General features: G+C 60.1%; 13 protein-coding genes and 4 tRNA genes. 8 read left to right on the top strand and 9 right to left on the bottom strand.

The genetic code is table 11. The annotated features are described in order from the left end of the window. Window positions 1–63: 63 nt before the first annotated feature. From O0882_RS25705 to ssb, 4 genes are all read right to left on the bottom strand, one after another. The gene (locus O0882_RS25705; protein WP_289952583.1) at window positions 64–1,305 is read right to left on the bottom strand and encodes a glycosyltransferase family 39 protein; all 1,242 of its coding nucleotides are present in this window, start codon (window positions 1,303–1,305) and stop codon (window positions 64–66) included. Continuing rightward, window positions 1,305–1,670, bottom strand: coding sequence for an EamA family transporter (locus O0882_RS25700; protein WP_289952581.1), 366 nt, complete (start codon window positions 1,668–1,670; stop codon window positions 1,305–1,307). The genes O0882_RS25705 and O0882_RS25700 overlap by 1 nt, the downstream gene beginning before the upstream one ends. Beyond that, window positions 1,667–3,118: a UbiA family prenyltransferase gene (locus O0882_RS25695; protein ID WP_289952579.1), complete on the bottom strand. Its 1,452-nt coding sequence runs from the start codon at window positions 3,116–3,118 to the stop codon at window positions 1,667–1,669. The genes O0882_RS25700 and O0882_RS25695 overlap by 4 nt, the downstream gene beginning before the upstream one ends. Window positions 3,119–3,340: 222 nt before the next feature. Continuing rightward, window positions 3,341–3,853 carry a single-stranded DNA-binding protein gene (gene ssb / locus O0882_RS25690; protein ID WP_058050329.1) on the bottom strand — a complete coding sequence of 171 codons (513 nt, stop codon included), beginning with the start codon at window positions 3,851–3,853 and terminating at the stop codon, window positions 3,341–3,343. A 381-nt stretch (window positions 3,854–4,234) separates the two neighbouring features. On the opposite strand from ssb, the gene uvrA reads away from it, so the two are divergent. Continuing rightward, complete coding sequence (gene uvrA, locus O0882_RS25685; RefSeq protein WP_289952574.1) at window positions 4,235–7,084, top strand: excinuclease ABC subunit UvrA; 2,850 nt, start codon at window positions 4,235–4,237, stop codon at window positions 7,082–7,084. 70 nt (window positions 7,085–7,154) lie between these two features. On the opposite strand, the gene O0882_RS25680 is transcribed toward uvrA, so the two are convergent. Continuing rightward, window positions 7,155–7,676, bottom strand: a complete 522-nt coding sequence (locus O0882_RS25680) for a hypothetical protein (RefSeq protein WP_289952571.1) — start codon at window positions 7,674–7,676, stop codon at window positions 7,155–7,157. Window positions 7,677–7,859: 183 nt separating this feature from the next. After that, window positions 7,860–9,731 (bottom strand): phosphoenolpyruvate carboxykinase (GTP), encoded by a 1,872-nt coding sequence (locus O0882_RS25675; RefSeq protein ID WP_289952569.1) that lies wholly within the window; start codon window positions 9,729–9,731, stop codon window positions 7,860–7,862. A 328-nt stretch (window positions 9,732–10,059) separates the two neighbouring features. Between O0882_RS25675 and O0882_RS25670 the strand changes: the two genes are divergently transcribed. Further along, window positions 10,060–11,073, top strand: coding sequence for a D-2-hydroxyacid dehydrogenase family protein (locus O0882_RS25670; protein ID WP_289952567.1), 1,014 nt, complete (start codon window positions 10,060–10,062; stop codon window positions 11,071–11,073). Here the strand turns inward: O0882_RS25670 and O0882_RS25665 are convergent. Further along, complete coding sequence (locus tag O0882_RS25665; RefSeq protein WP_289952565.1) at window positions 11,061–11,834, bottom strand: L-asparaginase; 774 nt, start codon at window positions 11,832–11,834, stop codon at window positions 11,061–11,063. The genes O0882_RS25670 and O0882_RS25665 overlap by 13 nt on opposite strands. Before the next feature lie 152 nt (window positions 11,835–11,986). On the opposite strand from O0882_RS25665, the gene O0882_RS25660 reads away from it, so the two are divergent. Then, window positions 11,987–12,472 (top strand): asparaginase domain-containing protein, encoded by a 486-nt coding sequence (locus O0882_RS25660; protein ID WP_034781194.1) that lies wholly within the window; start codon window positions 11,987–11,989, stop codon window positions 12,470–12,472. Window positions 12,473–12,550: 78 nt separating this feature from the next. Here the strand turns inward: O0882_RS25660 and O0882_RS25655 are convergent, their stop codons facing one another. Together O0882_RS25655 and dinB are read right to left on the bottom strand one after the other, a co-directional pair. Then, window positions 12,551–13,447 (bottom strand): recombination-associated protein RdgC, encoded by an 897-nt coding sequence (locus O0882_RS25655; protein WP_100874868.1) that lies wholly within the window; start codon window positions 13,445–13,447, stop codon window positions 12,551–12,553. Window positions 13,448–13,563: 116 nt separating this feature from the next. Next, entirely contained in the window at window positions 13,564–14,745 is a 1,182-nt protein-coding gene (gene dinB / locus O0882_RS25650; RefSeq protein ID WP_289952562.1) for a DNA polymerase IV, read from the bottom strand. Between the two features lie 151 nt (window positions 14,746–14,896). Here dinB and O0882_RS25645 point away from each other — a divergent pair, with 151 nt between their 5' ends. The 5 genes from O0882_RS25645 (at window position 14,897) to O0882_RS25625 (ending at window position 17,801) form a co-directional block, all read left to right on the top strand. Beyond that, the gene (locus tag O0882_RS25645) at window positions 14,897–17,068 is read left to right on the top strand and encodes a S9 family peptidase (protein ID WP_289952559.1); all 2,172 of its coding nucleotides are present in this window, start codon (window positions 14,897–14,899) and stop codon (window positions 17,066–17,068) included. Between the two features lie 99 nt (window positions 17,069–17,167). Further along, window positions 17,168–17,243: transfer RNA gene (locus tag O0882_RS25640), tRNA-Val, on the top strand. 54 nt (window positions 17,244–17,297) lie between these two features. Continuing rightward, window positions 17,298–17,374, top strand: a tRNA-Asp gene (locus O0882_RS25635). Between the two features lie 217 nt (window positions 17,375–17,591). Then, a tRNA-Val gene (locus O0882_RS25630) sits at window positions 17,592–17,667 on the top strand. A 57-nt stretch (window positions 17,668–17,724) separates the two neighbouring features. After that, window positions 17,725–17,801 (top strand) — tRNA-Asp (locus O0882_RS25625). Window position 17,802: the final 1 nt, after the last annotated feature.

The raw sequence follows: 17,802 nt of genomic DNA, 5'->3' as shown, positions 1-17,802 counted from the left end.
AGCTACCGCCTGGAGATGTGGCTGCGCAATTGAGTCTCCGGCCCCCTGAGCACTGCCCCCATCTTATCTGGCCCGATGCGCGGCCCGGGGACGGGCGGCCACGAGTGATTCCAGCACCAGGCCCGCCATCACTGCCAGGACCGGCATGATGGGTTCACGGTATCGCAATATCACGTAAAACACCATGTGAACGCCGGTGTAACACGCGAGCGCCAGCCAGAGCAGGGCGACCTGCCGATTTCTCAGCCTTGGAATCAGCAGCGTCCCAATCGCAGCGGCAAGCAGGACCAGGAACTGTATCGCCCACACGAGACGCACCAGCTTTTCTGCCGACGACTGATCTCCTTTTCCCTCATGGAAGGGGGGCGTCCAGAAGTAAGCCGCTTTCTTCACGGCCAACGTCAGGAACGCAGTTGGATGGGCCTGCACCCAAGAAATAGCTTCCTGTTTCAAGGTCTCGGAGGCCTGGACTTCTCCCGTTTTCCGAAGGGCATCCCAGGTAGGGCCACGTGGTGTCTCCGAGATGGAAACAAACATGCCTGTCGCAGCCGGGTTGTTACCCACATACAGATTGAAGCCGCCATTGGTGTTCAAGACAGGTGCGCCTATCACTTGCATGTTCCTGAGCAGCCATGGGCCAGACATCACCAACGCAACTGACAGCGCGAGCATGGCCATGCTTGCCCGCTGAACCACCGATGCGGGAGACAGCAGCAACGCCAAGGCAAGGACCGCCAGCAATGACAAGGCAGCATTGCCAGTCAATGCCAGCAGACCCAAGAGTGCCCCGCAGCCGATTGCCACTGTATTCGAGGGCTGACGCGCCAATCTCAGTGCGCACCACATGACCCCCAGCATCAGGGGAATCATCAAGTTTTCCTTGGCCAGATACATCCCATAGATGCCGTTCGGAAGGTATAGCGCCCAGGCGAGTGCGGCGATGAGACGCCCCAACCTGCCTGCGCCCGCTTCCTTGGCCACCAGATAGCACAGGATGATTGCCGCCCCTCCCAGGAACATGTTCACCAAGCGAACCGCCAGGAGGTCTTCGCCAAAGAGGAAAAAGACAGGGGCGAGAATAAACAGGGAATAGCCCACGTTATACATCGCATGGTTGCCCATGCTGTCGACAATGCCGTTTCCGCCAAGCAAGTTGAGCGCCATACTCCTGTAGGCAAGTTCATCGCTTTCTGGCACATGCTGGAAGCCGGCCATCGCCGCAACCCTCAGGGCACAGCCGATGCCTGCGATGATTACCAGCCACAGCCAATCTTGCTGTTGTTGGGTATCATGTTTGTCATTCATCAACTCCTCCCCACCAACCACACCCCTGCACAAATCAGCGCCACGCCAATCACACGGGGCAGGCTTACCTGCTCGCCTAGCAGGTAAGCGATGGGCAGGGTGAGCACGAATCCCAGGCCTACCAGGGGATAGGCCTTGCTCACATCCCATTGCGACAGCACGCCAAGCCAGGCCACCGCTCCCAAGCCATAGAGGAGGAAGCCCCCCAGGACATACTTGTCCGTAAGAATATTGATGAGGGTCATGAAGGACCTGGGCTCTGCCATCATTGCCTTCACGCCTGCACCGGACATGCCAGTCTTCAATGAGAACTGCGCCATGACGGATAGCGCGATGCTCAGGATGGCAATGCAGAGCGTTTTCATGGGTAGCTACCCAATACGAGGAAATGCGCTCCCAGCATGATCGCTACCATGGCGCATACGGTCATGCGGCTAGCGTGGTCCTTGAGGGCGTAAATCACCGGGTCATCGTGCATTTCACCCCGCGATGTTTTCACCCACAGGCGCGCAAGCCAGTAAATCAATCCCAGGGCGACTAGCCACAGCATCTGCGGGGTGCCATAACGCCCCTGCGTTTCCGGCGCACTGATGAACAGCCCGAACACCACCACGGCAGAGAGGGCTGCCCCGCCCCCCAAGGGCCACAACACCGCCAGGTCGGTCACCCGGTAATCCCGTCCACGCGTGGCTGCCTTGCCATTCTCTTCCAGGGTGAGCAGCTCCGCACAGCGCTTCACCAGGGCGAGGCTGAGGAACATGAAGACCGAGAAAGCCAGCAACCAGGAACTGGTGGCGGTACCAATAGCAACCGAACCTGCCAGGATGCGCAAGGTATACAGCAGGGATAGCATGAGCACGTCAATCAGCACGTATTCCTTGAGCACCCAGCTATACGCGCTGGTCAGCACGAGGTAAAGCAGGAGCATCAGGAGGAAGGCATGGGACACGCAGAAGGCCAGAACCAGGGCCAGGAGCAACACCGCCGCCGCCACGGCCAGGCCCTTCAGAATCGGCAGGCGGCCACTGGCAAAAGGGCGCAGCCGCTTGCGGGGGTGCGCCCTGTCGCTGTCCAGGTCCCACAGGTCGTTGACCATGTAGGTGGCGGAGGCCGCCAAGGAGAAAGCCATGAAGGCCACGGCCATGGTGATCATCTTGCCCAGGTCGAGGAAGGAGAATGCCGTCAGCAGGGGGACGAACAGCAACAGATTCTTTAACCACTGATGGACACGCAGGGCTTTCATCCACACGCCCAGCCCGCCGCGCTCACCCGGAAACTCGCGTTCGATCGGTACATGCCGTCGGACGGTTTGGCCCGTACGCCAGCCGACATCCACCAGCACCGCCGCCTTGGCGGCTTGCCAGATGGGGATATCTGCCTTGCTGTCGCCAGCATACACAAAGCATGGCCCGACCTGCTCCTGAATGGCTTGCAGCTTGGCCCTGCCCTTGAGGTTGTGACCGGCTTGCGTCGCCAGCACCTTGTCAAACAGGCCCAGGTGCCTGGCCACGTTGCCGGCAATCGAATGGTGGGCCGCCGTCGCCAGGACAATCATGCGGCCCTTGCGCTTTTCCTCGCGCAGGTAATCCAGCAGGGACGCACGGTAAGGGAGGTGTTCGCCCGAGATGCTGGCATGCGCCGCAATGGCTTCCTTGAAGCCTGCCCGCCCTCGCATGAGCCAGAACGGCATGCGGAGCAAACTGAGCGGGGATTGCTTCACCACTTTGACGATGGATTCAAGCAGGGTATCGGTTGGCGTCAGCGTGCCGTCAAGATCGACAACCAGGGGCGCTTTGGTCGAAATAGCCACCATGGTCTCCCTATTCTGGTGTGGCACTGCGGATGAAGTGCCAAGAGCAGTCCTTAAATTATAGGGGGGGCCATGATGGCGATCACCAACATAGATCAAGGAAGAGAGCGCTTATCCGCTTGAACTGAAGCCGGCAGCACCGAAAAGAGACCCAAACATCCAATAAAAACGCCTCGCAAATCAAGGATGTGCGAGGCGTTGTTTACAGATGAGTCGTATTGCGTCTTAGAACGGAATATCGTCATCCATATCCGAGAAGTTCGGTGCTGGCTTCGGTGCCGGGCGTGGTGCCGGTGCCGGGGCTGGACGCGGAGCGGGTGCCTGGCGCGGGGCCGGGGCGTCGTAGCCGCCGCCACCACCGCCGTAGCTATCATCGCCACCGCCGGCATCGCCGCCCATGCCGGAGCGACCGCCCAGCATTTGCATCTGTTCCGCGATGATGTCGGTTGCGTACTTCTCGACGCCGTCCTTGTCCGTGTATTTACGCGTTTGCAGACGGCCTTCGACGTAGACGGACGAGCCTTTTTTCAGGTATTGGCCGACGATTTCCGCCAGGCGGCCGAAAAACGAGATACGGTGCCACTCTGTCAATTCTTTTTGTTCGCCCGTATTGCGGTCCTTCGATTTGTACGAAGTGGCCACGGCGATGTTGGCGATCGCGTCGCCGCTAGGCATGTAGCGGATTTCCGGGTCACGGCCCAGATTGCCGACGATGATGACTTTGTTGACTGATGCCATGAATAACTCCTGATGAACTGCAGCGGGAGCCGGTGTCCCGCGCGGTAGTTTAGTGTACTAAACGAGGATTATAAGCGACCACGCGGCGCAAAGCACACGCTTTCTGGCGGACGCCCTCTCCCGTGCGGCAGCACGTTTTTTTCATGGCAGGTGAAAACAAGAAACTTGAATACTGGTATTATATACAGTGTTTAAACGTCTGCACGCATCTGTATCAAACTTTGTCGGGGCACGTTCGCCTGGCGGCGCAATCCGCCCATGGACACCTCAGGCATGCAGAGCAAAACCCGGCTATAGTTACAGGTTGACCCGTTGTGGCTCCTCATCCGCACCCAGGCACAATGCGCCGGCCGCACCACTCACTGAAAGCAAGGCAATCACATGGAACAGATCCGCATTCGCGGCGCTCGCACGCATAACCTCAAGAATATCAATCTCGATTTGCCGCGCAATAAGCTGATCGTGATTACCGGCCTGTCCGGCTCCGGCAAGTCCTCGCTGGCCTTCGACACCTTGTACGCGGAGGGCCAGCGCCGCTATGTCGAATCGCTGTCGGCGTACGCGCGCCAGTTCCTGCAATTGATGGAAAAGCCGGATGTCGACCTGATCGAGGGCTTATCGCCCGCCATCTCCATCGAACAGAAGGCAACGTCGCACAACCCGCGCTCAACGGTGGGCACCGTGACGGAAATCCACGATTATCTGCGCCTGCTGTACGCGCGCGTGGGCACGCCGTACTGCCCCGACCACCCGGAAAATGCGCTGGCCGCGCAATCCGTGTCGCAAATGGTCGATGCCGTGCTGGCCATGCCGGAAGACACCAAGCTGATGATACTCGCGCCCGTCGTCGCCAACCGCAAGGGCGAACACGTCGACCTGTTCGAGCAGATGCAGGCGCAGGGCTTCGTGCGCTTTCGCGTACAGAGCGGCACGCATGCGGCCAAGATCTATGAAGTCGATGACCTGCCGAAATTGAAGAAAACGGAAAAACACACGATCGACGTCGTCATCGACCGGGTCAAGGTGAACCAGGACATCAAGCAGCGCCTGGCGGAAAGTTTCGAGACGGCCCTGCGCCTGGCCGATGGCCGCGCCATTGCCTACGAAATGGATACCGCGCAGGAACACGTGTACTCCAACAAGTTCGCCTGCAATGTGTGTGGCTATTCCCTGCAGGAACTGGAACCGCGTTTGTTCTCGTTCAACAACCCGATGGGTGCCTGCCCGGAATGCGACGGCCTGGGGCACATCGAATTCTTTGACCCGAAACGCATCGTCGCGTTCCCGAATCTGTCGCTGGCCTCCGGCGCCGTCAAGGGCTGGGACCGCCGCAACCAGTTTTACTTCCAGATGCTGTCGAACCTGGCCGCGTATTATGAATTCGACCTGGACATGCCGTTCGAGCAACTGGCACTGAATGCCCAGCAGGCCGTGTTGTACGGTTCCGGCAAGCAAGTGATTCCGTTTACCTATGTGAACGAACGGGGCCGCACCGTCATCAAGGAACACACGTTCGAAGGCGTGGTCAACAATCTGCAGCGCCGCTACCGCGAGACGGATTCGATGGCCGTCAAGGAAGAACTGGCCAAGTTCATCAATGAGAAATGCTGCCCCTCATGCGATGGCGCGCGCCTGCGCGTGGAAGCGCGCTTCGTCAAGGTCGGCACGGGCAAGCAGCAGCGCGCCATCTATGAAGTGGCGGGAAAACCGCTGCGCGAGACGCTGGAATTCTTTGAAAAACTGAAACTGACGGGCGCCAAGAAGGAAATCGCCGATCGCGTCGTGAAAGAAATCATTTCGCGCCTGAAGTTCCTCAACAATGTGGGCCTCGATTACCTGTCGCTGGACCGCAGCGCCGACACGCTGTCGGGCGGTGAAGCACAGCGCATCCGCCTCGCGTCGCAAATCGGCTCCGGTTTGACGGGCGTCATGTATGTGCTCGACGAACCGTCGATCGGCTTGCATCAGCGCGATAATGACCGCCTGATCGAAACGCTGAAACACTTGCGCGACATCGGCAACAGCGTGCTGGTGGTCGAGCACGATGAAGACGCCATCCGCACGGCCGACTACATCGTCGACATGGGCATCGGCGCGGGCGTACACGGCGGCGAAATCATCGCCGAAGGCACCCTGCAAGACATTCTCAAAAACAAGAAATCGCTGACGGCGCAATACCTGAACGGCAAGCTGAAAATCGCCGTACCAAACAAGCGCCATGTCAGCAATCCGGAAAAGCAATTGGTCATTACTGGCGCGACGGGCAACAACCTGAAAAAAGTGTCGCTGAGCTTGCCGGTGGGATTGATGACGTGCGTGACGGGCGTCTCCGGCTCGGGCAAATCGTCGCTCGTCAACGATACCCTGTATCCGGCGCTGTCGCGCCATCTGTACGGTTCGCAGACGGAACCGGCGCCGCACGAATCGATCAGCGGCCTGGAACATTTCGACAAAGTCATTTCCGTCGACCAGGCGCCGATCGGCCGCACGCCGCGCTCGAACCCCGCCACCTACACGGGCTTGTTTACCCCGATCCGCGACTTGTTCTCCACCGTGCCGACGGCCAAGGAACGCGGCTACAGCGCAGGCCGCTTCTCGTTCAACGTGAAGGGCGGACGCTGTGAAGCGTGCCAGGGCGATGGCGTGATCAAGGTCGAGATGCACTTCCTGCCCGACGTCTACGTGCCGTGCGACGTGTGCCATGGCAAGCGCTACAACCGCGAAACCCTGGAAGTGCACTACAAGGGCAAGAGCATCACGGAAGTGCTGGGCATGACGGTGGAAGAGGCGCATGAATTCTTCAAGCCAGTGCCCTTGATCGCGCGCAAGCTGCAAACGCTGCTCGACGTGGGCCTGGGCTACATCAAGCTGGGCCAGAGCGCCACCACCCTGTCCGGCGGCGAGGCGCAGCGCGTCAAACTGTCGCTGGAATTATCGAAGCGCGACACGGGCCGCACCCTGTACATCCTCGATGAACCGACGACGGGCTTGCACTTCCACGACATCGATTTGCTGCTGAAAGTCATCCACCGCCTGCGCGACCAGGGCAACACCCTCGTCATCATCGAGCACAACCTGGACGTCATCAAGACGGCCGACTGGCTGGTCGACCTGGGCCCGGAAGGCGGCGCCGGTGGCGGGCAGATCATTGCCACGGGCACGCCGGAAGATGTGGCGCTGAACCCGGCCAGCGTGACGGGTAAATACCTGGGGCCGCTGCTGAAGCAATAAGCTGCAGCACTTGAAAAAATGGCGCGGATTGTCCAGACAATTCGCGCCATTTTTTGTTTCCGCACAAACGTCAGGGTTTGCTCACCTTGCTTGCTTTGGCAACGCGTTCCAGTTTCGTCTGCATATAGGCCCAGGAGTACTCAAGCGCCTCATACAGCGCCGCACCGTCTTCCAGCAGGCGCGGCCCAAGCAGGCACATGCCCCGCAGCATTTCCGGCGACTGGCCGCGTTGGCCATTCCAGGCTTGCGCCGCCATCGCCTGGACTTTGTAGCGCTCGCCAGCCTTCTGGCGTTGCGCGTCGACCGCCTTGCCCTCCTCATCCGTCCACACGGTCTGGAAGAAACGGCCGGCGTCCTCATCGGACCAGATACCGCCTTGCTTCATTTCTGCAAGCATGCCATCGAGTGTCTTGTGATAGCGCGCCTGCTGCTGGCGCATGCGCTCGACGTTGCTCTTCAGCCCTGCTTCCAGCGTGACGCCATACTGCCGGGCATATTCGATGCTCTCGCAATCCTGGCGGTGCTCGGCATGGGCGCCGCCACCGAGCAGGCAGGCGGCCACGGTGCTGCTGATGATGATCGTTTTTTTCATTTTTGAGCAGGCATGACAGCAAATAATTTCCACAGGACAATTATTATACCTACAATAAAAAACGGCGCGGAATGCTCATGCAATCCGCGCCGTTTCTCTTTTTGCTAGCACCCCAGTCATTGCCGGCGTGTCATTTATCGCACGCCAGTCTTCGCCGACGTGTTTCTCCCCCACTACTAAACTTTATGCACTCAGCCGCTTTTCCAGCGCAGCCTTGTGATCTGCCAATTCTTGCGGCAGATGATACGCGAGTTTTTCAAACAACTCCGTATGCAATTTCAATTCGTCCCGCCACGCCGCCTTGTCGATCGAAGTGATGGTATCGAACTGTTGCTGCGTGAATGGCAAGCCATCCCAGTTCAGGTCGCCATACTGCGGCGTCGTGCCGAACAGGTTTTCCACGCCGCCCGCCGTGCCTTCGATACGCTCCAGCATCCACTTCAGCACGCGCATATTGTCGCCAAAGCCAGGCCAAACGAACTTGCCTGCCTCGTCCGTGCGGAACCAGTTGACGCAGTAGATCTTCGGCAGGGCCGCCGGATTGACCTTGCCCACCTTGACACCCATGTCCAGCCAATGCTGGAAGTAATCGCTCATGTTATAGCCGATAAACGGCAACATGGCAAATGGATCGCGGCGCACGACGCCCATCTGGCCCACGGCAGCGGCCGTCGTTTCGGAACCCATGGTGGCGGCCATGTAGACGCCTTCGACCCAGTTGCGCGCTTCGGTGACCAGCGGCACGGTGGTGGAGCGGCGGCCACCGAAAATGAAGGCCGAGATCGGCACGCCGGCCGGATCGTCCCAGGCTGCGTCGATCACCGGATTTTGCGTGGCAGCAACAGTGAAGCGCGCATTCGGGTGCGCCGCCTTGGTGCCGGACGCCGGCGTCCAGTCCTTGCCCTGCCAGTCGATCAGGTGGCTTGGAGCTTCTTTCGTCAAACCTTCCCACCAGACATCGCCATCGTCCGTCAGCGCCACGTTGGTGAAGATCGTGTTGTCGCGCATGGACGCCATGCAGTTGTAATTGGTTTTTTCGTTGGTGCCCGGCGCCACGCCGAAGTAACCGGCTTCCGGGTTGATCGCGTACAGGCGGCCATCGGCACCGGGCTTGATCCAGGCGATATCGTCGCCGATGGTGGTCACTTTCCAGCCATTAAAACTTGCCGGCGGGATCAGCATGGCGAAGTTGGTCTTGCCGCAAGCCGATGGAAACGCTGCCGCGACGTAATGCTTCTTGCCTTCCGGCGATTCCACACCGAGGATCAGCATGTGTTCGGCCAGCCAGCCCGGGTTGTTGTCGGACGCTTGCGCTTCCTGGTAGCCCATGTTCGAGGCGATGCGCAGGGCGAAACATTTCTTGCCCAGCAAGGCGTTGCCGCCATAGCCCGAACCGAAGGACCAGATTTCACGCGTTTCCGGGAAATGCACGATGTACTTGGTGCTGTTGCACGGCCATTTCACGTCTTGCTGGCCGGCTGCCAGCGGTGCACCCACGCTGTGCACGCACGGCACGAATTCGCCATCGGTGCCCAGCACGTCGTACACGGCGCGGCCCATGCGGGTCATGACCTTCATGTTCACGGCGACATACGGTGAATCGGACAGTTCCACGCCGATGTGCGCGATGGGCGAACCCAGCGGGCCCATCGAGAATGGCACGACGTACATGGTACGGCCGCGCATGCAGCCATCGAACAGGCCGTTCAGGGTGTGGCGCATTTCGCCAGGCTCGGTCCAGTTATTCGTCGGGCCGGCCGCCTCTTTCGTTGCCGAGCAGATATACGTGCGGTCTTCGACGCGGGCCACGTCGCTCGGATCCGAGCAGGCCAGGTAGGAATTCGGGCGCTTTTCGGCATTCAGTTTTTTCATGGTGCCGCTGGCAACCATTTCGGCACACAGGCGCTCGTACTCTTCCTGCGAACCATCGCACCAGTAAATACGCTCCGGCTTGGTCAGCGCGGCAATGTCGGCCACCCAGTTGATCAGTTTCTGTTGTTTAATATAAGCTGGGACGTTGAGTGCGGCGACGCCACCCATGACGGGCTGATTCATATTACCTCCAATACCAATAAAAGAAATTCTGGTCATTCCGGCAAGACAGGCAGCATCGTTGAGAGGTGGCTGCGGCTCACTGCGGGCGGCGTCTTCACGCGGGCAGGGCTCTGGTGTCGTTTACCTGGATCATGCACCCAGGCTGCGGGAACAGTTTGCGCTATAACTATAATCAGGAAGCTTCAAAAGTGCCGGCGATTGTACACCCGCCAATCAGCTATTCTCGCAAAAATGTAGGAGAATAGCTTGACTAATGTAGTAGGCTATTCAGCATTTCCCGTATCCTGTTATTTCCCTACCAAATCCTTACTAAAATCGGCCATCCACCATGAAAATTGCCATACTCGATGATTACCAGGATGCCGTGCGCAGCCTCGATTGCTTCAAATTGCTCGATGGCCACGAGGTCAAAGTGTTCAGCAATACGGCGCGGGGACTGGGTCAGCTGGCCATCCGCCTGGCGCCGTTCGACGCACTGGTGCTGATCCGGGAACGCAGCAGTTTCAACCGCGCCTTGCTGTCGAAACTGCCGAACCTGAAACTGATTTCGCAAACGGGCAAGGTCAGCGGACACATCGATGTGGCGGCCGCCACGGAACTGGGCATCGCCATCGCCGAAGGCATCGGCTCGCCCACGGCGCCGGCCGAACTGACGTGGGCGCTGATCATGGCGGCGCAGCGCAAGATCGTGCCATACGCGCAACATTTACAGGAAGGGCTGTGGCAAACGTCATCCATCGAGCCGGCGCGCAACACGCTGGGCACGGTATTAAAAGGGCGCACCCTGGCGATCTGGGGCTACGGCAAGATCGGTCAACTGATCGCCGGCTATGGCCGCGCCTTCGGCATGACTATCCTCGTGTGGGGCAGCGAAGCGAGCCGCGCGGCGGCCGTGGCGGCCGGCGATACGGCGGCGGTTTCACGCGCAGCCTTCTTTGAACAAGCCGACGTATTGAGCTTGCACCTGCGCCTGTCCGACGCCACGCGCGGCCTGGTAACAAGCGACGACCTGGCGCGCATGAAGCCGACGTCCCTGTTCGTCAACACCAGCCGCGCCGAGCTGGTGGCCGAGGGCGCGCTGGAAGCGGCGCTGCAGCAGGGGTGCCCGGGCGCCGCCGCGCTGGACGTGTTTACGGACGAGCCGCTGCCGCCAGGCGCGCCATTGCTGCTGCTGCCGAACGTGCTGGCCACGCCACACCTGGGCTACGTCGAGCGTGACAGCTATGAGCTGTACTTCCGCTACGCCCTGCAAAACATCGTCGATTTTACGCAGGGTCAATGCACGCGCCTGCTCAATCCCGAGGTGTTGCAGCATGCGCGGCAAGCCCCTCAGGAGCGCTGAAACCCCTTGATGAGGTCAGGCTCGCCCGTGATGCGGATGGCGGGCGCGGCCAGCGCGTGCCGGCCGCGCCACAGGCCGGCCCAGCCGGGTGGCCAGGCGATGTCCGGCCCGGCATACGGCGCCACGCCGGCGCGCACGGCCACGACCGGCACGGGTGGCATGTCCTGCAAGGGCTCGCCGGGGGTACGCTGCATGTCCAGGCTGTACATATAGTTGGGTAATAGAGCGTCGCAGACGCGGCCAAACCACGCGCTATGGTCGTCGTCGCGCCCCAGCGCCTGCGCCAGGCCTTGCGGATCGAAACGGGCCAGGGCATCGATCAGCTCGCCGGTGGTGGCACCGGGCGTATCGCCCCAGCCCATCACGGGGTTGACGTTGTAGTCGGCGCCCGAACCGTACCAGCCTTCGCGCCAGGGCCGTTGCATCCAGTCGCGCGGCCCCGTAAACAAATGCCAGCGCCAATGCAGGCCGGACGGCTTGGGCCAGGAATACAGATACAGTTTTTGATAACCGGCCTGGTGCAGCTCGCGCACCATGGTCATCAGGCGCGCATGCGGCATGCGGTCGGGCGGCGCGCGGCGAAACAGGATCGCTTCGCCATCGGCAAACTGCACGTCGTCGGTCGACAGGTTCAGGTCCAGGGTGCGCGCTTCGCTGCCGAAACGGGCGGCGATCCAGCCCGTCAGCAAATTGACGGACGTGATGACGCCATAGCCGCGGTGGCGGTGAAAAATGACGGTGCCGGGAGCGAGCGCTTTCATACGGAGTCAGGGTGGCAGGCAAACAAAGAAACCAGTGTACTCACAGATGGCCAAATTTTCCAGTTGCGATCCACAACGGGCCCGCCATTCACGCAAGGCACACAATCCACGCTATCATGCGCGTCATTCTCCACTGACATCGTGACCACATCATGACTTTGCGCATACTCGCCACTGGCGGCACTTTCGACAAACACTACAACGAATTGAACGGTACCCTGGGCTTTTCCGACAGTCATTTGCCGGCAGCGATTGCCCGCGCGCGCATGACGGCGCCCGTGGCCCTGGAGCAACTGCCCCTGCTCGATTCGCTCGACATGCAGGATGCGGACCGCCAGCGCGTGCTGGCCTCGTGCCGCGCGGCACAGGAGAAAGCCATCGTCATCATCCACGGCACCGACACCATGCGCGAGACGGCGCAAGTGCTGGGCGCGGCGAACCTGCAGCAAACGGTGATTTTGACGGGCGCCATGATTCCCTACGAAATCGACAACTCCGATGCCCTGTTCAACCTGGGCTTTGCCTGCGGCGTGGCGCAAACCTTGCCAGCCGGCGTGTACGTGGCCATGAATGGCCAGATCTTCGCCTGGGACAATGTGCAAAAGAACCGCGCCGCCGGGGTGTTCCAGCCCTTGTAAGCCGATGGCAGGACAGGGCTAAAAGCACAGGCGAAAAAAAGGAGCCGAAGCTCCTTTTTCGTACCGATATGACTGCGCTTATGCAGTCGCTTCGCCACCCAATGCTTCGACCACGTCGGCCATCAGCTTGGAGAGCTCGCCCGTCATCAGCATCACGTCGCCGTCGAAACGCTCGTCGTCGTTCTTCGTGCTCGATTCCGTTTCCTTGATCACATCCAGCGGCTTGACGCTCTTGATGGCCAGGGACTCCGTCAGCACGAACGAGATCTTGTCGTTCCACGTCATGGCCAGGCGCGTGCACTGCTTGCCTGCCGCGATGTGGCGGCGCACATCGTCCGCTTCCAGCGTGTGGCGCACGTAGCGCACGGTGGCCTTGCTTTCGCCCGTGGCGCGCAATTCCGTGTCCATGTCCACCGTGAAGCCGGCAGGCGCATCGTCGGCCTGCAGCCATTCCGTCATCACCGCCACAGGCGAGCGCTGCACGCGCAAGCTTTCCAGCGGCAGTTTATCGACGGCTTTGAGCAGCAGCTTGATGACTTCATCGGCTTTTGCCGGGCTGGCCGCATCGACCACCAGCCAACCATTGACGGGGTCGATCCACGTCCAGACGTTGCTGCGGATGCTGAAGGCGCGCGGCAGCAGCTCGTCGGCCACGCGTTCCTTCAATTCCTTCATGGCCTTTTTACCCGGCGCAAAGCCTTGCGCTTCTTCCATCTCGGCAGCGCGGGCCTTGGCCACCTGATTGATGACGGTCGCTGGCAACAGTTTCTTTTCCGTGCCCAGCAAGATCAACATTTGCTTGTTGACCACGTGCACCAGACCACCGTTCGGGCGCGGCGTATCCCAGCCCTGGCGCATCAGATCCATGCTGGTCGCCGGCGTAAATTTGTTCGAGGACAAGGCCTCTTCCAGTTGTTCTGGCGTGTAAGCCCATGGTGCGGGCAGGCGGTAAATCTGAAGATTCTTGAACCACATAGTTTTTGTCTTCCGTTTGTTTCAGTAGTGCCAGGGGAACGCCATTCTACACTTTCGACGTGAAAATGCCGTCAAAAGCGCGGTCCGGCGCGGTATGTATCTTGTAGGAAACGCCGCTAGAGCCTGGGAAACAGCTCCGCCTGGGCCGGCACCTGCCGCGTCACGACGGCCGGATCGGACAAGGTCGAGATGCGCACGCCCAGCAGGCGGATTTTCTTTTCAAATGGCACGCGCCGCAAGCAATCGCGGCTGGCGCGCAGGATGGCGGCGGCGTCCGCCGTGGCGCTGGGCAAGGTGATGTCGCGCGTGACGGTGCTGAAATCCTCGAAGCGCAGCTTGATGCCCACCGTGCGCCCCGCCAGCGATTGTTTATCCAGGTCGCCCGCCACGCGCGTGCACAGGCTTTCCAGCTTTTCCGACAGGGTGGCACGGTCGCGCACCACCTGCAAGTCGCGCTCGAACGTCGTTTCGCGGCTGACGGACTTGGTTTCCCGGCTCGTCTGCACGGGCCGCTCGTCGATGCCCAGCGCCGCCTGGCGCAGCCAGCCCGTGTACAGGTCGCCGAACTGCGTGCGCAGCATGGTCAGATCGGCGCGCGCCAGCTCGCCGATGCTATTGACACCCAGCGCTTCCAGCTTGGCCGTGGCTTTCGGGCCGATGCCATTGATCTTTTTTGCCGGCAAGGGCCAGACCCTGGTTTCGACATCCTCGGGCGACAAAATGGTGAGCCCGTCGGGCTTTTCCAGGTCGGAACAGATTTTTGCCAACAATTTGTTGGGCGCCAGGCCAACCGAGCACGACAGGCCCGTCGCCTCGAACACGGCCGCCTTCAGGCGCGCCGCCATGGCCGGCGCCTGCTCGCCATGTTCGGTGAGGTCGACATAGATTTCATCGATGCCCACGTTCTGGATGATGGGACACAGATGGGCCACGGCTTGCTTGAAGCGGGCGGAGTATTCGCGGTAGGCCTCGAAATCGGCGGGCAGCAAGATGCTGTCGGGCGCCAGTTTCGCCGCCTTCATGATGCCCATGGCGGAAAACACGCCAAACTTGCGCGCCGCGTAGGTGGAGGTGGTGACGACGCCGCGTCCCACGTAGTCGCGCATGCGCGCAAACTGCCGCGTGCCGTCACTCTGCAGCACCGGTTGCTGCAGGCGCCCGCCGCCGATGACGACGGCTTCGCCGCGTAATTCGGGATATTTCAACAGTTCCACGGAGGCAAAGAAGGCATCCATGTCCAGGTGGGCTATCCAGCGGCGGGCGGGTGGCTCGGGAAGTGGGGAGGCAGATGTGGTCAAGGACACCTCGCGGCAGAATACTGTAGTTATATACAGTATCGCTGGAAATGCCCGTGGATGCAAGTTGAAACGCATGCATTGGTGGTGCCTGGCAGTTGCTTTTCTCAATGGCAAGATTACAATCCTGACACAACTATTCAAAGGAGTCGCCTTGTCCATTACCCATCATGCTGCGCGCCGCCGGTCCGCCTGGTTATCCATCCTGCCGGCCCTGCTGTTGTCCACCCTGGCGCCATCCGCGCTGGCCGACACCACCACCACCACCGTTGCCACGCCCACCGCGCCGGTTGCCGCCAAGACAGCCTGGCAGGAAACGCGCCACGGCACCGTCGTCACGGATGACTACCGCTGGCTGCAAAAGAAAACCGATCCTGCCGTGATCGATTACCTGAATGCGGAAAACGCCTACACGGCGGCCGTCACGGCCCCGATCCAGTCGCTGGCCGACAAGGTGACTGCGGAGATCAAGGGCCGCATGCAGGAAGTAGACCTGTCCGTGCCTGCCCGCCAGGGCAATTTCTACTATTACACGCGTACGGAAGCGGGCAAGCAATACCCACTGCATTGCCGCCGCCCTGTCGGCGCTGGCGGCGCCTACGATGCGCAGGCGGCTGAGGAAATCCTGCTGGACCAGAATCAATTGGCCGAAGGCCACAAATTTTTTGCCGTGCGCGCGTTTAGCATCAGCCCGAATGAACAGTTGCTGGCCTACACCACCGACACGACGGGTTTCCGCCAGTACGAACTGCATGTCAAGGATTTGAAGACGGGCAAGTTGCTGGAAGATACCATGCCTAGAGTCACGTCCCTGGCGTGGGCGGCGGACAATGCCACCCTGATGCTGACGCAGGAAGACGCGACCACCAAGCGTTCGGACCGTTTGTTCCGCCTGGCCCTGGGCGGCACCTTGCAGCAGGTTTATCACGAGCCGGTGGAACAATTCGCCATCGGCGTGAGCCGCACGCGCGACCATCGTTATTTCGTGCTCACCGCGCGCAGCACGGATACGAGCGAAGTGCTGCTGCTGCCAACGAGCAAGCCGGATGGCAGTTTCCAGAGCGTGCTGAAACGCGAAAAGGGTCACCGCTACGGCATCGAGCACCGCGACGGCCAGCTGTATATTATGACCAACAAGGAGGCGAAGAATTTCCGTGTCGTCAGCGCGCCATTGTCCGCGCCGCAGCCGAAACACTGGAAACCCGTCGTGCCGCACAACAAGGACGCCGTGATCCAGTCCATCGACGTCTTCCAGGGCTACCTGGTGGTGATGGAAAAGGCGCGCGCCCTGAACCGCGCGCGCATCTATGATTTCGCGCACAAGAACTGGAAGACGGTGCAGTTCGACGACCCCGTCTACCTGGCCAACGCGGCCGGCACGCCTGAATTTACCGCCAAGCAATTTCGCATGTCCTACCAATCGCCCGTCACGCCGCCCACGGTCATCGACGTCAATATGCAAGACGGCAAGCGCACGGTGCTGAAACAGCAGGAAATCGTCGGCGGCTTTGATGGCAGCCGCTACACCACGCAGCGCTTGTGGGTGACAGCGCGCGATGGCGTGCAAGTACCGCTGTGGATCGTCTACAAGAAAGGCGTCAAGCTCGACGGTTCCGCGCCGCTGCTGCTGTACTCGTACGGCTCGTATGGCATTTCCACGGAAGCCAGCTTCGCCATCAGCCGCATCAGCCTGCTGGAACGGGGCGTCATCTATGCGCAGGCGCATATCCGCGGCGGCACGGATATGGGCGAAGCCTGGCATGAGGACGGCATGCTGATGAAGAAGAAAAACACCTTCAATGACTTCATCGACAGCGCCGACTACCTGGTGCGCGAAAAATGGACCAGCCCGAACCGCCTGATCATCCAGGGTGGCAGCGCCGGCGGCCTCCTGATGGGCGCCGTCGTCAACATGCGTCCCGAGCTGTTCCACGCCGTGCACGCGGCCGTACCGTTCGTCGACGTGATGAACACCATGATGGACGCCAGCCTGCCCCTGACGACGGGCGAATACCTGGAATGGGGCGACCCGAACCAGAAAGCGGCTTACGACTACATGCTCAGCTACTCGCCCTACGACAACATTGCCCGTAAGAATTATCCCGCCATGCTGGTGACGACGGGCCTGAACGACAGCCAGGTCATGTACTGGGAGCCGGCCAAGTATGTGGCCAAGCTGCGCGCGCATAAAACGGATGGCAATCCATTGCTGCTGAAAACAAATATGGGCGCCGGCCACGGCGGTGCTTCGGGCCGCTACAACGCCATCGCCGAGAATGCGTTCAATATGGCGTGGATGCTGTCGCAGTGGGGGATTACAGAGTAAAGTGAAAAAAGCGCTTGCAGAAGGATTTTAGCCATCCTATAATAGCGCCTCTTCCAGACGTGGTGACAAACGTCGGGATGGTTTTCTGAGACAAGCAACGGGTGCTTAGCTCAGTTGGTAGAGCGGCGCCCTTACAAGGCGTAGGTCGGGAGTTCGAGCCTCTCAGCACCCACCAAATCAGAAAACTGTCCAGTGCTTCATGGATCAGCAATACAGATCATACGAGCTTGGAGTGGTAGTTCAGTTGGTTAGAATACCGGCCTGTCACGTCGGGGGTCGCGGGTTCGAGTCCCGTCCGCTCCGCCAATAAAAGAAAAGCCCTTTGGTTCCCAGAACCGAAGGGCTTTTCCCATTTCAGCAGCAAAAAACACGTCAGTCCTCCTTCCCTTGAAATTTTTTGCGCTTTTCAGCAAAAAAACTGCTTTTCCCCCTCAAGAATAGTTGCACAAGCGGGAAAGCGCCCCCTATAATAGTGCCTCTTCCAGACGTGGTGACAAACGTCGGGATAGTTTTCTGGGTATGCGGGTGCTTAGCTCAGTTGGTAGAGCGGCGCCCTTACAAGGCGTAGGTCGGGAGTTCGAGCCTCTCAGCACCCACCACCAATACAGAAAATTATTCAGTGCTTCATGGATCAGCAACACAGATCATACGAGCTTGGAGTGGTAGTTCAGTTGGTTAGAATACCGGCCTGTCACGTCGGGGGTCGCGGGTTCGAGTCCCGTCCGCTCCGCCAA

This window comes from Janthinobacterium sp. SUN073 (assembly GCF_030397665.1).
Lineage (GTDB): Bacteria > Pseudomonadota > Gammaproteobacteria > Burkholderiales > Burkholderiaceae_D > Janthinobacterium.
The sequence above is the reverse complement of the archived record's forward strand: the minus strand, read 5'-3'. Positions and strand labels throughout refer to the sequence as shown.